Source organism: Pseudomonas sp. VD-NE ins, assembly GCF_031882575.1.
Lineage (GTDB): Bacteria > Pseudomonadota > Gammaproteobacteria > Pseudomonadales > Pseudomonadaceae > Aquipseudomonas > Aquipseudomonas fluorescens_BZ.
In genome coordinates this window covers 2349996-2371851 of sequence record NZ_CP134772.1, presented here as the reverse complement: position 1 = coordinate 2371851, position 21856 = coordinate 2349996, and the positions used below count along the sequence as shown (strand labels likewise).

Annotated in this window: 21 protein-coding genes; 7 read left to right on the top strand and 14 right to left on the bottom strand. The window is 60.1% G+C overall.

The annotated features are described in order from the left end of the window. Positions 1-18: 18 nt before the first annotated feature. Positions 19-969 carry a GlxA family transcriptional regulator gene (locus tag RMV17_RS10405; protein ID WP_311886439.1) on the bottom strand — a complete coding sequence of 317 codons (951 nt, stop codon included), beginning with the start codon at positions 967-969 and terminating at the stop codon, positions 19-21. 215 nt (positions 970-1184) lie between these two features. Between RMV17_RS10405 and RMV17_RS10400 the strand changes: the two genes are divergently transcribed. Then, positions 1185-1907, top strand: coding sequence for a pirin family protein (locus RMV17_RS10400; protein WP_311886438.1), 723 nt, complete (start codon positions 1185-1187; stop codon positions 1905-1907). A gap of 49 nt (positions 1908-1956) precedes the next feature. Here the strand turns inward: RMV17_RS10400 and RMV17_RS10395 are convergent, their stop codons facing one another. After that, positions 1957-2442 (bottom strand): hypothetical protein, encoded by a 486-nt coding sequence (locus RMV17_RS10395; RefSeq protein WP_311886437.1) that lies wholly within the window; start codon positions 2440-2442, stop codon positions 1957-1959. Between the two features lie 179 nt (positions 2443-2621). Then, entirely contained in the window at positions 2622-3497 is an 876-nt protein-coding gene (locus RMV17_RS10390; RefSeq protein WP_311886436.1) for a LysR family transcriptional regulator, read from the bottom strand. A 111-nt stretch (positions 3498-3608) separates the two neighbouring features. On the opposite strand from RMV17_RS10390, the gene RMV17_RS10385 reads away from it, so the two are divergent. The 3 genes from RMV17_RS10385 (at position 3609) to RMV17_RS10375 (ending at position 6925) form a co-directional block, all read left to right on the top strand. Continuing rightward, positions 3609-4808 (top strand): YbfB/YjiJ family MFS transporter, encoded by a 1200-nt coding sequence (locus RMV17_RS10385; RefSeq protein ID WP_311886435.1) that lies wholly within the window; start codon positions 3609-3611, stop codon positions 4806-4808. 61 nt (positions 4809-4869) lie between these two features. Further along, positions 4870-5868, top strand: coding sequence for an NAD(P)H-quinone oxidoreductase (locus RMV17_RS10380; RefSeq protein WP_311886434.1), 999 nt, complete (start codon positions 4870-4872; stop codon positions 5866-5868). Between the two features lie 112 nt (positions 5869-5980). Then, entirely contained in the window at positions 5981-6925 is a 945-nt protein-coding gene (locus tag RMV17_RS10375; protein ID WP_311886433.1) for an alpha/beta fold hydrolase, read from the top strand. Here RMV17_RS10375 and RMV17_RS10370 read toward each other — a convergent pair. Further along, complete coding sequence (locus RMV17_RS10370; RefSeq protein WP_311886432.1) at positions 6922-8733, bottom strand: ABC transporter ATP-binding protein; 1812 nt, start codon at positions 8731-8733, stop codon at positions 6922-6924. The genes RMV17_RS10375 and RMV17_RS10370 overlap by 4 nt on opposite strands. 223 nt (positions 8734-8956) lie before the next feature. Here RMV17_RS10370 and RMV17_RS10365 point away from each other — a divergent pair, with 223 nt between their 5' ends. Continuing rightward, a complete protein-coding gene (locus RMV17_RS10365) occupies positions 8957-9370 on the top strand; it encodes a VOC family protein (RefSeq protein ID WP_311886431.1) in 414 nt (137 codons plus the stop codon). 57 nt (positions 9371-9427) lie between these two features. Here RMV17_RS10365 and RMV17_RS10360 read toward each other — a convergent pair whose 3' ends face one another. The 5 genes from RMV17_RS10360 to RMV17_RS10340 all read right to left on the bottom strand — a co-directional run bounded on the left by RMV17_RS10360 (position 9428) and on the right by RMV17_RS10340 (position 14856). Continuing rightward, a complete protein-coding gene (locus RMV17_RS10360; protein ID WP_034152636.1) occupies positions 9428-9757 on the bottom strand; it encodes a hypothetical protein in 330 nt (109 codons plus the stop codon). A 151-nt stretch (positions 9758-9908) separates the two neighbouring features. Next, entirely contained in the window at positions 9909-10934 is a 1026-nt protein-coding gene (gene rtcA, locus RMV17_RS10355; RefSeq protein ID WP_311886430.1) for an RNA 3'-terminal phosphate cyclase, read from the bottom strand. Between the two features lie 8 nt (positions 10935-10942). Continuing rightward, positions 10943-11731 carry a nucleotidyltransferase domain-containing protein gene (locus RMV17_RS10350; protein WP_108227088.1) on the bottom strand — a complete coding sequence of 263 codons (789 nt, stop codon included), beginning with the start codon at positions 11729-11731 and terminating at the stop codon, positions 10943-10945. 14 nt (positions 11732-11745) lie between these two features. Beyond that, a complete protein-coding gene (locus RMV17_RS10345; RefSeq protein WP_311886429.1) occupies positions 11746-12972 on the bottom strand; it encodes an RtcB family protein in 1227 nt (408 codons plus the stop codon). Positions 12973-13308: 336 nt separating this feature from the next. Then, positions 13309-14856: an RNA-binding protein gene (locus tag RMV17_RS10340; protein ID WP_311886428.1), complete on the bottom strand. Its 1548-nt coding sequence runs from the start codon at positions 14854-14856 to the stop codon at positions 13309-13311. 204 nt (positions 14857-15060) lie between these two features. Between RMV17_RS10340 and rtcR the strand changes: the two genes are divergently transcribed. Continuing rightward, entirely contained in the window at positions 15061-16662 is a 1602-nt protein-coding gene (gene rtcR, locus RMV17_RS10335) for an RNA repair transcriptional activator RtcR (RefSeq protein WP_311886427.1), read from the top strand. A 99-nt stretch (positions 16663-16761) separates the two neighbouring features. Beyond that, positions 16762-17040, top strand: a complete 279-nt coding sequence (locus RMV17_RS10330) for a hypothetical protein (RefSeq protein WP_108227098.1) — start codon at positions 16762-16764, stop codon at positions 17038-17040. A 7-nt stretch (positions 17041-17047) separates the two neighbouring features. Here RMV17_RS10330 and RMV17_RS10325 read toward each other — a convergent pair whose 3' ends face one another. Genes RMV17_RS10325 through RMV17_RS10305 form a run of 5 tightly spaced genes read right to left on the bottom strand, consistent with a single transcriptional unit; the run spans position 17048 to position 21826 of the window. After that, positions 17048-18865: a glycoside hydrolase family 28 protein gene (locus tag RMV17_RS10325; protein ID WP_311886426.1), complete on the bottom strand. Its 1818-nt coding sequence runs from the start codon at positions 18863-18865 to the stop codon at positions 17048-17050. 13 nt (positions 18866-18878) lie between these two features. Then, positions 18879-19247, bottom strand: coding sequence for a 5-carboxymethyl-2-hydroxymuconate Delta-isomerase (locus RMV17_RS10320; protein ID WP_311886425.1), 369 nt, complete (start codon positions 19245-19247; stop codon positions 18879-18881). A 23-nt stretch (positions 19248-19270) separates the two neighbouring features. Beyond that, positions 19271-20047: an ABC transporter ATP-binding protein gene (locus RMV17_RS10315; RefSeq protein ID WP_034152644.1), complete on the bottom strand. Its 777-nt coding sequence runs from the start codon at positions 20045-20047 to the stop codon at positions 19271-19273. Between the two features lie 10 nt (positions 20048-20057). Next, entirely contained in the window at positions 20058-20897 is an 840-nt protein-coding gene (locus RMV17_RS10310) for an ABC transporter ATP-binding protein (protein ID WP_026000816.1), read from the bottom strand. Positions 20898-20908: 11 nt separating this feature from the next. After that, positions 20909-21826 (bottom strand): ABC transporter permease, encoded by a 918-nt coding sequence (locus RMV17_RS10305; protein WP_034152645.1) that lies wholly within the window; start codon positions 21824-21826, stop codon positions 20909-20911. Between the last annotated feature and the right edge of the window lie 30 nt (positions 21827-21856).

Sequence of the window (21856 nt, the reverse complement as noted above, 5' to 3'; positions counted from 1 at the left end):
CCGACGGACACCAGTGCTCTAGCTGAACTGTTCGCGGTACTGCACAGGGGTCAGGCCGAGCTTTTCAGCGAACAGCGAACGCATGTGCCGCACACTGCCGAAACCACTTTTGTAAGCCACGGTTTTAAGGGGCAGATCGCTGGTCTCCAACAGGTTTCGCGCGCAGTCGATGCGCGCACTTTGCAGAAACTCCATCGGTGTCATGTTGATATCGCGGGTGAATACCCGCGCGAAGTGCCGCGCACTCATATTGGCGATGGCGGCCATGCGCTCGACCGTGAATGCTTCGTCGAGATGCTCCAGCACGTAGCTCTGCGCGCGAGTGATCGGCGTTTCCTGCGGTGCCACCGCGGCCATCAACGGACTGAACTGCGCCTGCCCGCCCTGCCGCTTCATCACCACCAGCAGGACTTTGGCCACATCTTGCGCGAGCTTCTTGCCGTGATCGCGGGCGATCACAGCCAGGGCCATATCGATCCCGGCCGTAACGCCTCCCGAGGTGATCAGATTGCGATCCTCGACATAAATCTGATCAGTCGTGACATGGGCTTTCGGAAAGCCCTTGATCAGCCGTTCGGTGTAATTCCAGTGGGTGGTCACCCGATAACCGTCCAGCAATCCGGCATGGCCCAGTACAAAGGCGCCGGTGCAGATCGAACCGTAATACTTGACACGCTGGACCGCGCCCTTGAGCCAGGCAAACAACGCCGGAAACTGCTGGTTGTAGGCTCCGGGGCCTCCCGGCACCAGCAGCAAGTCATAACGTTCGGTGTCGCCGCCAATGGTCCGGTCGGCCTGCACCATCACACCATTGGACGCCCGCAGCGGGCCATCTTCGGTGCCAAGCGTGATCAATTGATAATGCGCATCGGGTTTCAGGTAGCGATTGGCAACCGAAAAAACCTCCAATGGCCCGGCCATATCGAGCAGGAGAAAGTCGGGAAACAGCACCATTGCCACGGTTTTCATGGGAAGACATCACTTCAATCAGAGAGACATGATACAGACCCGACATTATGGTCAACCGCAGCCGTTTGTGCGCAAAAGTTTTGTGTGAAGCCTATCGCAATACTGTCAATCTGACAGAGACAGTCTTTCAATTTTCATCTACTTATTGCGCAATCCAGTAACCAGTAACCTTCTCCTCACTCGGACGAATTCACGTCCCGCAAGGAGATTTCATCATGCTGACCCTTCGCAAAGCCTCCGATCGTGGCCTCGCCAATCATGGCTGGTTGAAGTCCTTTCACACCTTTTCCTTTGCCAGCTATCGCGACCCTCGCGAACAGGGCTTTTCCGACCTGCTGGTGATCAACGATGACCGCGTTGCCGCCGGTAAAGGCTTCGGCCAGCACCCGCATCGCGACATGGAGATTTTTTCCTACGTGCTGGAAGGTGCGCTGGAGCACAAGGACACGCTGGGCACCGGTTCGGTTATCCGCCCGGGTGACGTGCAATTGATGAGCGCTGGCAGCGGCGTGGCGCACAGCGAGTTCAATCACTCGGCGAGCAAACCGGTGCACTTCCTGCAGATCTGGATCGTGCCGGAGGTTGCCGGTGCCAAACCGCGCTATCAACAAGAGCATTTCAGCGCCGAGAAAAAACGCGGTCGTCTGCAGTTGATCATTTCGCCCGACGGCAAGCACGGCTCGCTCAAGGTGCGCCAGGATGCACGGGTCTTCGCCGGGCTGTTCGACGGCAAGGAAAGCGCCACGCTGGAACTGCCAACCAACCGCTATGCCTATGTGCATGTCGCACGTGGCAGCGTTGAACTCAATGGCCAGCCACTGCGCGAAGGTGACGGCGTGCGGATTCGCGAAGAACAGTTGCTGACCTTGAGCAACGGTGTCGATGCCGAAGTGCTGGTGTTCGATTTGCGGCCGCAGGAACTGCCAGAGATGCCATGACGCGGTGTTTCATTGCTCACGAAAAACGGCCTTCTTTGAAGGCCGTTTTTTATTGCGCTAATTCGGGTACTTGCGGCGAAGCAGTTCTTGGTGCGCCTATATCTTTACCTACCTGGATCGCCGCGAGTGTCGTCTGCAAGGTGGTTAACACCGCTGCCTGATTGGCGAAGTGCGCCCCCACGACGACGGTGATCATTCCGAGAAAATGGACGGCTGTCGTCGCCCAGTAATGCGACTTCACTGTCGAGGCATGTTTGATGGCTTCTTTTGAGTCTTCGGCGAGTTTTTGTACGCCGTCCCACATCAAATCGTATCGTTTATCCCTCTCCATTTGAGCCTTGTCTCGCTCAGCCTGAGTCAACAGGTAAGCATCGATTCTCGCCGACACACCCTCGACCCGAGCGTCCATCCTGGTCTCGATGGTTTCGATCCTGGCATTGAACTCTTCACGACTTATAGCGTTCATGGCTTTAGCATTCCGATTTTTACTCGACAGATCACTGACTGGATTTTGACTGAATTCCGTGGTTTTCAATTCGACACCTTCCTGGGTCTACCGATATCGTCCCTGGTATTAAATCGGTGAGAGTCCAACGTCCCTCACCGAGCTGATGAAACGATAGGCCCCATCCAGAATGCTGACAAGCCGGGGGATTCTGCCTCTGGTGTAGGCCGTTTCGTCAGAGGTTGTAGCCGTGCCAAAACAGCTTCCGCCTAGTCATTCTCCGACGCGAACACGTCGACAATCTGCTCAATCACCGCCCTCACCCGCGCGGTATGGCGCAGGTCCGCGTGGGTTACCAGCCATACCTCATAGGGCAATGGCGTAGTGCGCTCCGGCCAAAGCCTGATCAGGCCATCGCGCGCCCCCATGTACACAGGGATTTCTCCTACACCCAACCCTGCTGCAATCGAACGACGGACGAGCAAACTGGAACTGAGGCTGGCGACGATGCGGCCGCGACTCATTGGCTCCGATACCAACGTCAGATCTTTTTTGCCTTGCAGATACGGTTGATAAACCACCAGATCATGCCCTTCAAATGCCGTGCCCGGCTGCGGCACGCCATTGGCGTCTATATACGCTTGGGAAGCAAACAGCCCCACCGGCCATCGAGCAATTCGCCGAGCGATGAGGTCCGGGTTGTCCGGCCGGGTGTTGCGCACGGCGATATCCGCCTCACGCTTGGCCAGGCTGAGAATCTGTGTGGACGCATCCAGCTGCACTCGCACGTCCGGGTGCTGCTCGTGCAAACGGGCAATCGCCGGGATCAGGAAATCGATGGCTAGCGAATCGGTGGTACTGACGCGCACCGTGCCGATAAGGCGATCGTCCAGGCCTTGAATCTGCCGCTCCAGCTCCAGCGCCGAATGCTCCATTTTCTCTACACTTTTGAGCGCTGCTTCGCCGACCGCCGTTAACGCGTACCCGTCAGAGGTACGCAGGAACAACGTCGCGCTCAGGGACTTTTCCAGCGCCGCGATGCGCCGCCCGACGGTCGCCTGATCCACCGCCAAAACCCTCGCTGCGCCGCGCAGCGTCGACTCGCGGCAAACGGCGAGAAATACCCGTGCGTCATCCCAATTCATGCTGTCTCCGTGCGATGCAAATTCGCATCATTGTGCCGCTTAATCGCTGCATTAACGCAGCAACGATAGCCGATATGCTGGGCGCCATAAACCTTCCACGAGATTGCTGACATGCGCACTCCAAGTCCCACCGGTATCTGGTTGCCGATCTTTGCTGGCCTGTGCGCCAGCCTGGTCAGCATCGGTCTGGCGCGTTTCGCTTACACGCCGTTGATTCCTTCACTGATTGAAGCGCAGTGGTTTAGCGCCAATGATGTGGTCTACCTGGGTGCGGCCAATCTGGTGGGCTACCTGATCGGCGCGCTGCTCGGGCGGCCGACAGCGCGCCAGCTCGGCAATAAAAATGCCTTGCGGTTGATGATGCTGATCGTCACCGCCGCATTTTTTGCCTGTGCATTTCCCTTATCGGTGAGCTGGTTCTTCGGCTGGCGGCTGCTCTCGGGGATCGCCGGCGGCGCGATCATGGTGCTGGTCGCCGCGACGGTACTGCCACATGTTCCGGCGGCGCGTAAAGGGCTGGCCAGTGGCGCGATTTTTCTCGGCATCGGTCTTGGCATTGCCGGCTCGGGGACGCTGGTGCCGCCGCTGTTGAGCCTGGGTTTGCAGGCGACGTGGCTGGGCCTCGGGGCTTTGGCCCTGTTGCTGACCGCGCTGAGCTGGTTTGGCTGGCCGTCTGATTTCCTCCACCCGGTCGTTACACAAGAAGCGGTGTCCGCAGAACCGACGCCGCGCGGCGTGTATTTGTTGTTCGCTCAATACGCCTTTATGGCCGCAGGCCTGGTACCGGCGATGGTGTTTCTGGTGGATTACGTGGCGCGTGGACTCGGCGCCGGCGCGCATGTCGGTGCGCTGATCTGGGTGATGTATGGCCTGGGCGCGATTGTCGGCCCGGTGAGTTATGGCTTTCTCGCCGATCAGCTTGGCGCGCGGGCCGGCATTCGCCTGGTGCTGGTGGTGCAGGCGATTGCCCTCGGGTTGCTGGCGCTGACTCACTCGTTTCTGGCGCTGGCGTTGCTGGCGGTCATTCTCGGTTCATTTCCGCCCGGCATCGTGCCGCTGGCGCTGGCCCGCGTGCATGAGCTGGTGCCGGAACATCATCGCCAGCAAATCGCCTGGAGCCGTGCCACGGTATCGTTCGCCACCTTTCAGGCGCTGGCCGGTTTCGCCTATTCGGCGCTGTTCAATGCCAGCGGCGGTCATCACGCGTTGTTATTCGTCATTGCCGCTGGCGCGATCGTCGTGGCGCTGCTGCTGGAGCAAGCCATGAAATGGCTGCCCGCCCCTATTGAGCCGCGCTGCTGTGCAAATTGAAGGGAATCATTGTTTGCGCAGCGCGCTCCCACTTAAACCAATCACGCCAAGAGAAACCGATATGTCCCTGCCCAATGAAATGACCCGAATCGAAATTACCGAACCCGGCGGCCCCGAGGTCTTGCAACCGCGACGCGTGCCGCTGCCGGTCGCCGCAGATGGCGAAGTGCTGATCCGCGTACACGCCGCCGGAATCAACCGGCCGGACGCCTTGCAGCGAGCCGGAAAATACCCGATGAAACCCGGCATGAATCCGATCCCCGGGCTGGAGGTTGCCGGCGAAGTCGTGGCACTCGGGGCGGGTGTCAGCCAGTTCGCCGTGGGCGACAAAGTCTGCGCGCTGACCAATGGCGGCGGTTATGCCGAGTACTGCGCCGTCCCGGCCGGCCAGACCCTGCCGATTCCAGAAGGCCTGGACTGGGTGCACGCCGCTGCGATCCCGGAAACGTTCTTTACCGTATGGGCCAACCTGTTCGGCCTTGGCGGCGCCAGCCGTGGTCAACGCGCGCTGATTCACGGTGGCACCAGCGGCATCGGCACTACCGCACTGATGCTGTGCCGCGAATTCGGTATAGAAGCGTTCGCCACCGCCGGCAGCCCGGACAAATGCGCGGCAATTCGCGATCTGGGTGGCGAAGCGATCAATTACCGCGATGAGAAATTCGCACAGGTCATAGCCGATAAAACTGCTGGCCAAGGTGTGAATGTGATCCTCGATATCATGGGCGGTTCGTACCTCAACGATAACGTCAGCGCTCTGGCGATGGATGGCCGTTTGGTCATGCTCGGTTTCCTCGGCGGCGCGCGGGCCAACGATTTTGATCTTCTGGCAATGATGGCCAAACGCGCGGTCATCACCGGATCTCTCCTGCGCGCCCGCACCGCTGCCGAAAAAGCCGCGATTGCCGATCAACTGCGTGAGCACGTATGGCCGGCACTGTCTGCCGGGCGCTGCCTGCCGATGATCGACAAGGTTTACTCACTCAACGACGCGGCTCAGGCTCACGCGCACATGGAGGCCGGCGACCATATCGGCAAGATCGTGCTGCAGGTCGTGTGAGTGTTTGCAGCATTTGGTAATTGTTGCGCCGGGGCGGTGGTCGAAAAACTCACGCGCAGAGCGAGGCATCTGGTAAAAAGCCTTCTTTGTCTGCGCCTGAGTGAAACGTTTAATGTTCCTGTCCTTCATGACGCGTCTGCGCCGCCGCCGTTTGGCGTTTGCCTGCATGGCCGCGCTGATTATCGGCGTGCCGACCAGTTGTGCCGTACTCGAACACACCGAACGCAAATTGCTGTTTCGCATCGAACCGGGCACCGCCGGCTGGTATCACGGCTTGCCCGGCAGCGTGCAGGAACTCGACCTGCAACCGAAAACCTTCAAGGCCGGGGAAAACATTCATGCCTGGTGGTGGCCGGCGGAAAAGGCCAATGCGCCGGCGATTCTTTATTTGCACGGCGTACGCTGGAATCTCACCGGGCAACTGTTCCGCATCGAACAATTGCGCGCGGCGGGTTATTCGGTGCTGGCCATCGACTATCGCGGATTCGGCAAGAGTCACGGTGATCTGCCATCGGAAAGTAGTGTCTACGAAGACGCGCGCGTGGCGTGGGAGCGCTTCAAACTGCTGCAACCGGATCCGGCCAAACGCCTGATCTACGGGCATTCTCTCGGTGGCGCCGTGGCAATCGATCTGGCGGCGGAACTCGGGCAGACCGCCGCCCGCGATCATTCCGCGCTGCCAGTGCGTGGGCTGGTAATCGAGTCCACCTTCACCACGCTGGCGGATGTCGCCGCGTCAGTCGCCAACACTTCACTGCCGGTGCGCTGGCTGCTCTCGCAGAAATTTGATTCGATCGACAAGATTGCCGACATTCATATGCCGCTGCTGGTGGTGCACGGGCTGGCTGACGCTTTCGTTCCGCCGCGCTTCAGCGAACAACTGTTCAACGCCGCGCAACAACCCAAGCGGCTGCTGTTGGTGCCGGGCGCGACGCATAACAACAGCATGGCGCTCGGCGGGCAGAATTATCGCAAGGCGCTCGACAGCCTGATGCAGAGTAAACCGCCCCCCCGAGTGGCCGGACCTACGACTGTTCGCAACGGGCGGGACACCTAACGGTAGCCGCGAGCCTGCAAATCGAACAGTTGCGCGTAATGCCCGGCAGCGGCGATCAGTTGATCGTGGCCGCCCTGCTCGAGGATTTGGCCTTGTTGCAGCACGATGATGTGATCGGCATTGCGCACGCTGGAAAAACGATGAGAAATCAGCAAGGTCATGCGCCCTTCGCTGTGCTGGCTGAAATGCTCGAACACCGCCGCTTCGGCCGCCGGATCAAGAGCGGAAGTCGGCTCATCGAGGATCAGAATGTCGGCCTCACGGCGCATGTACGCGCGGGACAAGGCAATCTTCTGCCACTGCCCGCCAGACAATTCCTGGCCACCGGCAAACCAGCGTCCCAATTGCGTGGCATAACCCTTGTCCAGTCCTTCGATAAAGGGCGCCGCCATGCCTTGGGCAGCCGCCTCTTTCCATCGTTGCGAGTCGTTGAACGCCAGGGTATCGCCGACGCCGATGTTTTCGCCGACGCTGAACTGGTAGCGGATGTAGTCCTGAAAAATCACGCCAATCCGCCGACGTAGCGCGGTTTCCTGCCAATCCTGCAAATCGCTGCCGTCGAGCAGAATGCGTCCTTGATCCGGGCGGTAGAGCCGCGTCAGTAACTTGATCAGCGTGGTCTTGCCGGATCCGTTCTCCCCGACCAGCGCCATGCTTTGGCCTGGCACCAGTTGCAGATCAATGTTTTCCAGGGCCGGCCGACTGGCGCCCGGATAACGGAAACCGACGTTCTCGAAACGCAAACCATCGCCCGGACAAGCACCGACCGTCAGGTGGCCGATATCCGCCTGCACCGGTTCGGCCAGGTATTCATACAGGCTAGTCAGGTAGAGGCCGTCTTCGTACAGGCCGCTGATCGCACTCAGACTGCTGCTCACCGCACTTTGACCTTGCTTGAACAGCACCAGATACATGGTCATCTGGCCGAGGCTGATCTGGCCATGCACGGCATCGATCACCACCCAGGCATAGGCAAGGTAAAACGCCGCAGTACCGAGCAGGCCGAGGCCAAAACCCCAGCCGTCGCGCCGCAGTGTCAGGCGCCGGTCTTCGGCATACAGCCTGGCGAAGGTGTCGCGGTAGCGTTGCAGCAACAGCGGTGCAAAGCCGAACAGCTTGACCTCTTTGATATAGGTTTCGTGGGACAGCAAGGTTTCGATATAGCTCTGCTGCCGACTCTCCGGCGCGCGGCGGGTGAACAGTCGAAAGGCGTCACCGGAAAAATGCGCCTCGGCGAAGAACACCGGTAACGCACCGACCACCAGCAGCACCAGCGCCCATGGCGAAAAATGCACCAGCAGCACGCCAAAGCTGATTAGCATGATCAGGTTCTGAATCAGTCCCAACGACTTCATGACCAGCGCCAATGGCCGGGTCGACGCCTCGCGACGCACACGCACGAGTTTGTCGTAGAACTCGGAGTTCTCGAACTGCACCAGTGACAGCGTCTGCGCTTTTTCCAGGATCAGCGTATTGACCTTCTGCCCCAGCTGCACCCGCAACAACGATTGCTGCACCGACAGTGCTCGTTGTGTGCCGGACAACAGCGCCAATACGCCGGCCTCCAACAAAACGTAACGCAACACTGGCCACAGCGGCGCACTGCCGTGTTGTGCGTGCAACTGCATCGCCGCCACCACGGCATCAACAATCCGCTGGCCCAACCATGCCGCCAGCGCCGGCAGCAACCCGGCCATCAGCGTTGCCAGCACCAGCCCCAGAAACAAGCCACGCGATGTCCCCCAGACCAACCGCAAGGCTCGCTGCGCCTGATCGAACAAAGAGGTGAAACGCGATAGATCAGGCATGGGGCATTGGACTCTACTGGTGATGGCGGTGCGTTATGGTACTCCAGCGCTACGACTGAATTTCACACGACGAGCGCGTTATCGTCGACGCGCTTTTCAGAACAAAAACATCTGGAAGACTCAGGCCTTTCCGGCGTCCAACGCTCTGCTATGTTTTAACCGCCCTACGCGGAACCCGGCGAACCCCCGCCAGGCTCCGCGCCTGACTGCCGGGAGCAGAGACATGAGAATCGACCCGTACCTGATCTTCAATGGTGACTGCCGCGAGGCGTTCACCTTTTACGAGCAAGCCTTGCAAGGGAAGCTTGAGGCGATGATGACGTTCGGCGAGACACCCGCCGCCGAGCATGTGCCCAAAGAGCATCACTCTCTGATCATCCATACCTGTCTGAAGGTCGGAGACCAGATGATCATGGCCTCGGACACCACACCCGACCGTCCGACCCCAGGCATGAGCGGCTGCTCGATTTCGCTGAATGTCGACAGCATTGCTGAAGCCGAGCGAGTGTTTAACGCCTTGGCCAAGGACGGCCGCATCGATATGCCGCTGGAAGCGACGTTCTGGGCCGCGCGCTTCGGCATGCTGGTGGATCGTTTCGGCGTATCGTGGATGGTCAATTGCGAGAGCGAAAAGTAACCCTGACATTTCCTCAGGCATGAAAAAGCCCAATCTGAAAAGATTGGGCTTTCTGCGTTAGCGCTGGGCCAGTTCGTGGCGTACGCATTGCTCGTAATACGTCTGTTTGACCGCCGCCGGTTTGAGCTTCGACGCGCTGTTGTAGGTTTGCTCGGTAATCCCCATCGCGGTCATGCGCATCCACGGTTGCTGGAATCGGCGCACCTGCAATTGTTTGCGTGCGCCGTACAGCGAGACGCCCGACAACTTCGATTGCTGGGCACCGGCAGCAATGTCCGAGCCCCAGGTGCAGGCAAAGCGATGGCTTTTGCTCAGTTCTTTTGCCTGCACGCCCACCGCGAAAACAGCCAGGGAAAGCGTTGCAACGGTGATGACAATCGTCCGCATAGAGCCAACCTAACCTTTTGAAAAAAGGCGATTTTGCCGGGGAAGCAAAAATCCGGGGGCCAGCAATTTGCCGCCTTTTGCGAGTTTTTTTCGGACGTAAAAAAGGGCGGTGGGATTTCCGGATGAGACCCCACCGCCCTTGGCATGGCGATCAATTGGCGCTGACCTCAACGCGCAATCGATCCGCGCCCTCCTCCCGACAATCGATGCGAACCGGCAAAAACACCTCGATCACCGCGATATTGCTGTGCAGATGCTCGGTCATGCGCGGCGTGGTGAACGAGCCGCCACCGGCCAGCGCCATGGGCAACAGCAACTGATCGGCAAGGTGCTCGGCCACCGCAGCACCACTGCGCAACCAGTCGGCGGCCTGATTGATCGCGGCGTCGGCCACTTTTTCAGCCCGTAGCGACACTTGGCCAAACGCGCTGAACACCTCGGTGACGTGCTCGAATGCGTACTCCAGCAGCAACACATTACCCGGCCCCCGCGCCGGATCGAGCGTGACATGTTGCAGCGCCGCAGACGGCAGACTCAAGCGCTTGGCCACCTGGCTCAACTCACGTTCGGCCACCGTTGGTGCCAGCCCGGCGGTCAGCGCCGACGCCTGTTGCGATATCGCCTCGCCGCGTTCACACAGGTCCAGCCGCGTCAGGCTCGACGGCTGCACGTTCACTTCAATCTCACCACCGCCTGCCGGGACAAATCCATGTCGCAACAAGTCCAGCTCAACGTTGGCACCCATACGCCGCAACAACGGCAGCCAACTGCGCGTGAGGAAATCGGTCGGCGGCGCCAGCGGATTATGCGTACCACCCGAGATGCGCACCCGGCTCGCCTGCGCTGCCCGCAACAGTGCCGGCAACAAGGTCTGCAGGACCAGCGTGCAACTGCCGGCCGTGCCGATGGCGAACTGGTAATCGCCGGAACGAATCGCGCCGGGTTCAAAGCTCAACGCTTGCGAGCCCAAGTGCGCACCGGAAACCGTCGCGCCGCAGACCTCTGCCGCCGCCATGACGGCCGTCAAATGTTGCCTCAGCAGTCCCGGACGGCTGCGTTTGGCGCGGATCTGTTTAATGCGAAACGCCCGGCCTGTCACCATCGACAGGCTCAAGGCACTGCGCAACACCTGGCCGCCACCGATGGCACCGTCCAGTTCTATCACTTCCTGTTTCATTGCATTCCTTACGCGTATCGCCCGACGGTATCCCTGAGGTACCGATCCAGGCGTCGCGAGTCTTCCTGAGTTCTGAGTAATGTGGGCACTTCGCGCTCAAGCTCAGCGGCGATGAACCCGTGCAGCGCCGGACGACGCGGCCCGTAGGCGCTTTCGTCGGCATTGCGCTTAAGGGCGAGCAGTTCGTCGACTTCCGCGAGCAGCGCGCGGTCGTCGACCGTGGTCAGCAGGTCGGCGAACGTCATCGGTGGCCGGCCTCGTCCCTGATCGATCCAACGCACGGCCAATAGTGGTCGCAGCACGTAGAAGTACTTCTTGAAACGCACGGTTTCACCTTGCAGGTAACCGCGAAAGTTCTTCTTCGCCATCGACAGATAGTGATTGCGCGCCGCTGGCGGGCTGTAGAACGCTTCGGCGAGTTCGCGCAGTTGTGCTACTTGAGCGGTTTCACTGCGATAAACCAGCGGCGAGTCGAGCCACTCCAGCAAGGTCGGATTGGATTTGCGCAATAACCCGAGGGTCTTGCGCAGCTCCCAGCCGCTGACGTCAAGTTCATCGTCCAGCGGACGTTCGATCACATCACGCGGCGCATCGACCTGAACGAACCACTCAGGCTTCTCCACATAGACAAACCGCACGTCGTAATCGCTGTCGGTCGAGGCAAAACCCCAGGCCCGGCTGCCTGACTCACAGGCGTATAACACCGTGACATTGCGTTCACGCTCTATGCGCGCCAGCTCTTCCAGTACCCGCGCACGCATCGTGGCGCACAGCGGATGACGCTCTTGCAGTTCCATGACCTGCTTTCCTTTTATCCTTTGACGCACACCACCTGACGCAAGGTGTGCAGCACTTCCACCAGCTCACGCTGGGCGTGCATGACTTTGTCGATGTCCTTGTAGGCCATCGGAATTTCGTCGATCACCGCTTCGTCCTTGCGGCACTCCACGTGGGCAGTGGCGCGAATCTGATCCTCGACGGTAAAAGTGTTCTTGGCCTTGGTACGGCTCATGGTGCGGCCGGCGCCGTGGCTGCAGGAGCTGAACGACTCTTCGTTGCCCAGACCGCGAACGATGAAACTCTTGGCGCCCATCGAGCCCGGAATGATCCCCAACTCGCCCTTCTTCGCCGACACCGCGCCTTTGCGGGTAACCAGCACTTCTTCACCAAAATGCCGCTCTTTCTGCACGTAGTTGTGGTGGCAGTTGACCGCTTCCAGCGCCACTTCAAACGGTTTGCGAATAATCTGTCGCGTCGCCTGAATCACCGCACGCATCATTAGTTCGCGGTTCTGTTTGGCGAAGTCCTGCGCCCAACCCACGGCTTCCACGTAATCATCAAAGTGCTGACTGCCTTCTTCGAAGTAGGCCAGGTCACGGTCCGGCAGGTTGGCGATGTGCTGACGCATGTCCGCCTGAGCCATCTGGATGAACAGGTTGCCGATGGCGTTGCCGACACCGCGCGAGCCACTGTGCAACATGAACCAGACCCGGTTGGCTTCATCCAGGCACACTTCGATGAAGTGGTTGCCGCTGCCGAGCGTACCGAGGTGCCCACGGTTGTTGGTGTTGGCCAGTTTCGGATACTTGTCGGTGATCAACTTGAACCGTGGTTGCAACCCCGCCCAGGCCTGATCGGCTTGCTGCGGGATTTCATCCCAGGCGCCCTTGTCACGCCGCGAACGGTTAGAACTACGGCCATGCGGCACCGCTTGCTCGATAGCGCTGCGCAGCCCGTGCAGGTTGTCCGGCAGATCGGCAGCAGTCAGTGACGTGCGCGCGGCGATCATGCCGCAGCCGATGTCGACGCCAACCGCTGCCGGAATGATCGCGCCGACTGTCGGGATCACGCTGCCGATGGTCGAGCCCTTGCCCAGGTGCACATCCGGCATAACTGCCAGATGTTTGAAGATGAACGGCATTTTCGCGGTGTTCATCAACTGCTCGCGGGCCTCGTTTTCCACCGGGACGCCTTCGGTCCAGAGTTTGATCGGTTTGCCGTTGGCGACTTCGAGCAGTTGGTAAGTGTGTTCTTTCATGTCTTCATTCTTTATTCATGGGCCGATGATTCGGCGTTGTTCTATAAGTCGCAGCGACAAAAACACAGGCACTGTGGCTCTGCCAGTTGAGCCCCCGTTGCCGGGGCGGGAGTCGAACCCGCTTTCCGATGTAGTACCTGTCGCATTCGCTGCCAATAACTGCAAAAAAGGTGGCACGACAAAAGTTGATGAATGTTGCGCGTTGCCGCGCTCCGGACTTAACCGGCCTAAGATGTACAGCCATCAGGCATTCGTGCCGTCACTGGCGCTGACAAGGGCTTGATGAGACGTCTTGGATGTAGTCCCATCGGCATTCAGCGCCGGTGATCAATCAATTCATGACGCGCTTTCGATCGCCTCGACCCAGTGCTGCGCACTGTATTGGCCGCTGGTGAACTGCTCGATCACGTCGAACACCGCATCGCTGAAACCGCCGACATTCAAGATGTCATCACGATCCGCCGCCTGTGTCGCAGGGCCTGGCTGGATGTCGATGCACACCAGCCGGGCCTGTGGGTTGAGCTTCTTGATCCGCTCCCATTGGCGCATCGTCTCGCTGGCGCCGCGACGCTGCGCATCGATCCACGATTCGTTGTCCGAGACCATGATCAACGTATCGACCCTGGCCTTGCTGTCCGCCAACCTCTTCAGCGGTGCCGAGCAGTTGGTGCCGCCGCCAAAAATGCCGGCGAGCTTCTCGGCGTTGCTGATCACACTGTCACGCGGGTTGAGCTGGATACCCACCACGTTGATCTCGAACGGCATGACCCGCGCAGCCGGCTGCTTGCGCAATACCGCTGCGGCGACCAGCGCCGCCACGTCGATGCAGCGCACCTGGGAGGTCGCACCAGGGCGATAACCGGTCACCGGGCTGCCCATCGAACCCGACACATCCGGGCAAACCACCACCGCACCCTCAAGTTTGGGCACGTTGGCCAGCGACAACTCCAGCGCCTCCTGCAAGGCTTCGCGGATCGCTGCCGGGGTGTTTTCGCCCATCATCCGATAAGCCGCCAACAACTGGTACGGATACACCCGCGCCTTCGCCACTTCCTGTGGATCAGCCAACCGCGCCGCGACATATTCGATGCAACCCGGCACTTCAAATGCACCGTGGCGCGCCAAAGTGTTGAGGTTGATGCGCAACCCCTGCCAGCCCATGTTGCGGGCTTGAGTGGCCCATTGCTCCTTGCTCAATGTTTCGTTGCCGAGCAACTGAAACGGCACCGCCGGCACTTCATCACTCGCGCCGCTTCGAAACGCCAGCAAATCGCGGGTCAGCTCCGGCAAGGCCTTTGCCTCCACCGGTTTGCCAATCAACCAGGCGAAAAACGCTTCGCGCCACGCTTCGGAAGGTTTGGGGTGAACCATCTTCACCACGTCCGCCAACGACGGTTGATTGCCGATCGACGCTTGCAGCAGTTGCCGCTCGGTCGCGCTGTTCAGCCAGTTCTGCACCAGACGCTTGGGTTGCGAGCCAAGGGATTTACGCCCGGTGGCACCGCTACGGAGGATCTGTACAAAGTTGCGCAGCATCTTGCCGCTGTCGATCACTTGCTCGAAAACCTCTGGCACCAGACTTGAACGCTGCGCGGTCAATGCCGCCAGCAACAATGCCGGCATGTCTTTCATGTGACCCTTTTGGCGAGCGTAGATCGCAGCTTTCGCCACGAAGCGACTGTCGAGCTCGGCCACCAGCTTCAGCACTTGATCCAGCTGACTTTCTGCGCAGGCGTAAAAGGTCTGGTTCAGGCAACCGGTCACTGCCAATTGCGCCAGTTGGTGCTTCGGGCTGTAGGCATAAGCGCTGGCACCGGAAGCATTCAAGGTGTCGCAGGCCGGCAAGTGATTCGATTGCGTGTTGAAGAGAGTTGAGTTGGCCATCTTGGCGTCTCGCTGTGTTGTCCTGTTCGTTGCGATAGACATTGCAGCGGCTGTGCCAGCTTTTGATTCTCAACGAAAAATATTTATATCTTATTGATTTACAACGTTTTTATTTTTTATGTCGTGTTTCACCGAATCAACTGACGACAAACCCATCGCCGAATAATTATCATTGGATATCGTCTTTTATCTTTTGAGATAAACATGCCAAACAAGCAAACCGTCGCCATCGGTTTTATCGGCGCCACCCTCGATCGCGTCGGCAAGGGCGCCAATCGCTGGAGCCATTGGCGCCCCAGCGTTGGCCTATGCCAACAGCAAGACGTGCTGATCAACCGGCTCGAGCTGATTCACGGCGTCGACGCTCGTGACGTCAGCCTGGCCGAGCGGGTGCGCGTCGACATCCAGCAGGTTTCGCCAGAGACCGAAGTGCGCCTGCACCCGATGGTACTGCGCAACCCATGGGATTTCGAAGAGGTCTACGGTGCGCTGCACGACTTCACCACCGCCTACGATTTCGACACCGAGCGCGAGGACTACCTCGTCCACATCACCACCGGCACCCACGTCGCGCAGATTTGCTGGTTCCTGCTGACTGAGGCGCGCTATCTGCCGGCGCGGCTGATCCAGACCTCCCCCGCCAAGCGCAACGAAGGCGATCACGCCATCGGCACTCACGCCCTGATCGATCTCGACCTGTCGCGCTACGATCGCATCGCGTCGCGCTTCGCCAACAAGCGCCTCGAAGGCCTGGAGTTCTTGAAGTCCGGCATCGCCACACGCAACGCCGCCTTCAACCGCTCGATCGAACAGATCGAGCGCGTGGCCGTGCGCTCGAAGGCACCGATGCTGCTGATCGGCCCGACCGGCGCCGGCAAATCCTTCCTCGCCCGACGCATCTACGAACTCAAACGCAGTCGCCATCAGATGCAGGGGCGTTTTGTCGAGGTCAACTGCGCCACCTTGCGTGGCGATGGCGCGATGTCGGCGTTGTTCGGCCATGTCAAAGGCGCCTTCACCGGCGCACAGAATGCCCGCGACGGCCTGTTGCGCGCTGCCGATGGCGGCATGCTGTTTCTCGATGAGATCGGCGAACTGGGCGCAGACGAACAGGCAATGCTGCTCAAGGCGATTGAAGAAAAACGCTTCTTTCCGCTCGGCTCGGACAAGGAAGTCGAAAGCGATTTCCTGATTATTGCCGGCACCCACCGCGACCTGCGCAGCCGGGTTGCTGACGGCCTGTTCCGCGAAGATTTGTACGCGCGCATCAACCTGTGGACATTCGATCTGCCCGGCCTCGCCGGCCGCCGCGAGGACATCGAACCGAACATTGATTTCGAGCTGGAACGCCACGCCCGCGAACACGGGCAACTGGTGCGCTTCAATCTGGAAGCCCGGCGCAGTTATCTGGCGTTCGCCAGCTCTCGCGAGGCGGCGTGGCTGGGCAACTTCCGCGAACTGTCGGCCTCGATCACGCGCATGGCGACATTGGCCGACAGCGGACGTATCGACGAGGCACAGGTGCAGGAAGAAATTGATCGGCTGCGCTACGCCTGGGGCTTGGCGCAACCGCAGGCGATTTCAGGAGAATTGCCGGGGGACGCCGAAACCATGGATCTGTTTGACCGCTTGCAATTGAAGGCAGTGATCGAGGTGTGCCGGCAGGCGGACAGCTTGTCCGACGCCGGCCGCCGGCTGTTCGGAATTTCGCGCCAGGCCAAGGCACAACCCAACGATGCCGATCGACTGAGGAAATACCTCGGCCGGTTCGGGCTTGAGTGGAGCCAGATCGTCGACCTCAAGTGATGAGAACGGCAGCGACTGACCGCCCGTCCAGCAGCGGGCACCTTCGCTCGCCGGGCGCTTCCAATGATCACCATCCGCTTCGACCGGAAGACGACCATCATGAACAGCAAAATTGCAGCGCTCACCCTCGCAGGCCTGCTCGCGGCCTGCCCGCTTTTCGCCTCGGCAGCCGGGCAGGCAGCTGACGAGTCTGCCGCGCCACCGACCGCGCTTCCCGGCGTGAATCAGGCCAGCAAAGCTCAATCCAACGCAGACAAGGCCGACAAGAAAGGTGAAGAGGCGTCGGGCTCGAACTCCGGCGCCGAGTCCCACGAAACGGCGAAAGATGCAGCCACTTCAAGCGACTCGGAAGACCTCGGTAAATCGCCGAAACCTTGATCAGGCTCTACAAAGGTGGCGGCTGCACATCCTTGAACGTCAGCCCGACACTGCCGGTGATTTGCCACGGGTTGGCAGCGCCGTGCCCGCTGAACGACACATGGTCGAACAGCGAATCCTTCAACCCGTCGATCTGCGCTTTGGCCGGACCACTGAAGCGCACGCGCTCGAACACCAACCCCTGATGCCAAGCGTTGTGCTGACTGTCGCCCTTGACCTCGATTGCCTTGCCTTGGGCATTTTCCACGCTCACGTCGGCGACGCGGATATCACGGAATTGCCCGGGAATGGTTGAGCGCTGGTAATCCAGCTTGGCGTTCGGATCGTTGTAGTCGAGGGTAAAAATGAACGCCTGCTTGAGCGTATTGCGGATTGCCGAGTCGCGGAAGATCACGTTACGCGCGCCGCCGCCCATGAAGTTGGTGCTCTTCATGCGCAGGCCAGCATCGGTGCCATCGGAAACGTTGTCTTCGGCCAGGATGTTTTGAATCCACGCGCCGGTATGGCTGCCGGCAACCACCATGCCGTGGCCCTTGCGAAAGTAGTTATTGAAGATCCAGGCATCTTCCTGTGGCTTTTGCTGCACGGCATCAGCTCCGGTACCCGCAGCAAAATTGACGCAGTCATCGCCGGTATCAAAGAAGTTGTTGAAGACCATCGCGCCCTTGCTATTGGCGAATTCGATGCCGTCACCGTTATTGGCGTCGTAGGTTTTATGCGTGGTGTTGGCCAGCACCACGTTTTCGGTTTCCAGGTTCATGATCCCGTGGAAGGCCGGGTTCACCACGGTGAAACCACCGTAGAACACGTTTTTCACGTTGCGCAGGGTGATCAGCGACGAGCGCATCTGCCCGTAGGCGTCCTTGACGTTCATGCCGCGCGCGACCGCTTGCTCGACTTGCGCCTTGGCCAGAATGCCGTCCTGCTGGTAGCGGGTGTTGTCGCTGGGCAGGTAGAACGGCAATGGCTGACCGCGTTCGTCGACGACATCGGCGCGGCGCTTCCAGCCGTTGCCGTCAATCGTGCCTTTGCCGACGATGCGGATGTTTTCGAACGACTGATGCTGCCGCGGATCGCGCGGCAAGGCATTGATCAGCGACGCCGGGCGCACGGTGCTCGAATACGGATACTGGATGTAGCCAGCCAGCGGATAGTCTTCGGCACGCTCGGAACCCAACAGCGTTGCACCCTCGGCGATTTCCACGGTGATGTTGCTCTTCAGGTAAAGCGCCCCGCTTTTGTAGGTGCCCTTGGGCAACCATACTTTGCAACCGGGGGTGCAGGCGTCGATGGCGTTCTGAATCGCCAGGGTATCGAGGCTTTTGCCGTCACCCTTGGCGCCATATTTCCTCACATCGAAGACGGCCGCGACCTTGCTCGTACGCTGCACAAGGGCCGGACTGTCGGCCGACTCCTTGCCATCGGTGCCCACCGAACGCACGGTGAACCGATAGGCCGTATCCGGTTTCAAGCCTTGCGCGGTGTAACTGTGAATGCCGATGCGATGGTGAAAACCGGCAACGTCCTGTTCGTAGAAGCGGTCGATGTAAGGTTTGGCCGGCGAGACGCGGTCATTGTTGGCGTTGCTGCCGCCCAGCAACACACCGTTGGCGTAGACCCGGTAGTCGCTGATATCGGCGTGATCGGCGGGCTTTTCCCAAACCAGGATGATCTGCTGATCATCGTAGGCCAAGGTCGGCACCTGCAGTTTTGCCGGCGCCTCCAGCGCCCACGATGGGACACTGCAAACCAGCGTCAATGTGGCTGCCAGCGACAAAGCCAAAGGCTGTCTGCGCTGCGTCGGAACAACATATCGATAAGGCATGAGCACTCCTTGTTCAGGCCGACAATCCGGCTTCTTGCAGATATTGGCTGCGGTTGACGAACGTCTCGCGGGGCATTTCCACAACCTCCATCGACAGCGACTCGACGTCCGGCAGTAACGCAACCAGCGCCGCCACGGTCGCCGAGGCCAGACGCCGGCGCTGTTCAGCGCTGCGCCCGGACAACACCGACAGGACGACGTGGACAAAATCGTCCTCGCCCGCGCCGCAGCGGTAGTGCTCGAACGTATTGAGGCGCACCTTGATGTCGCCGGCCTTGAACAGGCCGAAGGCATCGAGGGCGTCATGCACGGTAGCGAGCAGGGCTTGCTCGCCGACACGGCGGGCCAGGGTTTGCGGGCAATCGATAAGGCAATGCGGCATGTCGCGCTCCTTGATGGATCGGCTTAACCAGCGAGCTGGCGCACCGATTCCTGGCTGAAATCACGACTGGCCTGCACCAGCATCCGCGTGTAGGCGTGGCTTGCCAGATCCTGGCTGAGCGCCTGACTGTCGAGCAGCTCGACGATCTTGCCCTGCTGCATTACCGCCACTCGATCACACAGGTGCGTGACCACACCGAGATCGTGAGTGACCATCAGGTAGGTGAGTTTTTCGCGCCGGCGCAAATCCGCCAGCAGATTGAGAATCTCCGCCTGCACCGAGACATCCAGCGCCGAGGTCGGCTCATCGAGCAGCAACACGCGCGGCTCGAGAATCAGCGCACGGGCAATTGCCACGCGCTGGCGCTGGCCACCGGACAACTGGTGCGGATAGCGAAAACGGTAACTGTCGTTCAGACCGACCTTGAGCAGGATCTCGTTGATCCGGTCGTCCTTGTCGCGCACGCCGTGGATAATCAGCGGCTCACGCAGCGCCGTGTCGACGGTGTGGCGCGGATGCAGCGAGCCATAGGGATCCTGGAACACCATCTGCACCTGACGGAAATGTTCCTTGGGAATCTTGTGCTGCAGCGGCGCGCCGGCAATGCTCAACTCGCCCGTCCAGTGCCGGTACTGTCCGGCCAGACAGCGCAACACGGTGGTCTTGCCGGAGCCGGACTCCCCCACCAGGCCGAAGGATTCGCCGTCGGCGACACTGAGGTTGACGTCGTGCAGCACCTGATTGAGGGCGGCGCCGGCACCGAAACTCAGGTTCAGCGCGTGTGCTTGGATCATGGACATGGTCGATTCCTCAGCAAGTCAGCCACAGTGGATCGCGTTGCAACACCGGCAACCGTTCGCGACGGTTGTCCATGCTCGGCAACGCCGCCATCAGGCCGCGGGTATAGGGATGTTGCGCATGTTGCAGGTCGCCGGCGGCGAGCGATTCGACCACCCTGCCGGCGTACATCACCAACACGCGGTCGCAGTAATTGCGCACAAGGTTGAGGTCGTGGCTGACAAATATCAGACCCATTTCCTGCTGCTCGACCAGTTCTTCCAGCACGTTGAGCACTTGCTGACGCACCGACACATCAAGGGCCGAGGTCGGCTCGTCGGCGATGATCACCTGTGGACGAGTGATGACCATCATCGCGATCATGATGCGCTGGCCCATACCCCCGGAAACCTCATGCGGGTACAGGTTGTAGACCCGTTGCGGATCACGGATATGCACTTTTTCAAGCATTTCCAACACCCGCTCGCGGGCCTCGCTGCGACTGGCCTTGTGGTGCGCCAGATACGCCTCGGCAATCTGATCGCCAACCTTGACCACCGGGTTCAGCGAGTATTTCGGGTCCTGCATGATCATCGAAATGCGCTGGCCACGAATCTTCTGCATGACCTTTTCGCCGGCTGACAGCAGATCGACTTCACCGAACTGCATGGCCTTGGCAGTGATCCGCGCACTGGCCGGGTGCAGTTTCAGCAGGCTGCGACCGACCGTCGATTTGCCCGAGCCCGACTCACCGACAATGGCGAGTTTTTCCCGCCCGAGGGTGAAGGACACGTCGCGCACGGCATGAGTTTCTTTCTGAGCATTGACGAAGCGCACATTGAGCCCTTCGACGTTCAATTTGATTGCAGACATACAGCCTCCGATTACTCGCTGCGCGGATCAAGAATGTCCCGCAGGCCGTCGCCCAACAGGTTGAAAGCCAGGCTGACCAACATGATTGCGGCGCCCGGAACAGCCACCAGCCACCAGCACTCGAGCATGTAGCGACGCCCGGTGGAAATCATCGCGCCCCACTCCGGCGACGGCGCTTGCGCACCGAGGCCGAGAAAGCCCAATGCCGCTGCGGTGAGAATGATCCCGGCCATGTTCATGGTCAGGCGGATGATCACCGACGACATGCACATCGGCACAATGTGGCGCAGGATGATTCGCGTTGACGAAGCCCCTTGCAGTTCGACCGCCACGACGAAGTCAGCCTTGCGCAACGACAGGGTTTCGGCCCGCGCCAGTCGCGCGATCGGCGGCCACGACGTCAGCGCAATCGCTACCACCGCGTGTTCCAGGCCCGGACCGAGCGCAGCGATGAACGCCAGCGCCAGCACCAGGCTGGGGAAGGAAATGAAGATGTCGGTCAGGCGCATGAATACCGTGTCGACAACACCACCGTAATAGCCGGAGACGGTGCCGATAAACAGCCCGATCGGGCCGACGATGACCGTCACCAGGGTGATGATGTACAGCGTGATGCGCGAACCGTAGACCAGCCGACTGAAGATATCCCGGCCGTATTCATCGGTGCCGAACCAGTGGGCGGCGCCCGGCGCCTGCAGGGCATTGGCGAGGTTCTGCGCCACCGGATCATGGGTGGCGATCCACGGCGCAAACAGCGCCACCACCACCAGCACCAGCGCGACCAGCAATCCGGCCAGGGTCATCGGGTTGCGCAGCAGGTGCCGCAAGACTTTCAGGGCACTTTTACAGAAGGCGTCGAAGCTGGATCCGGGGGTACGATCCGACCGCCGCTTGGCGCTCGAATCAGTAGAAGACATGTTGGCAATCATGGGCATGTTCTCGGATTGAATTGAGGATCA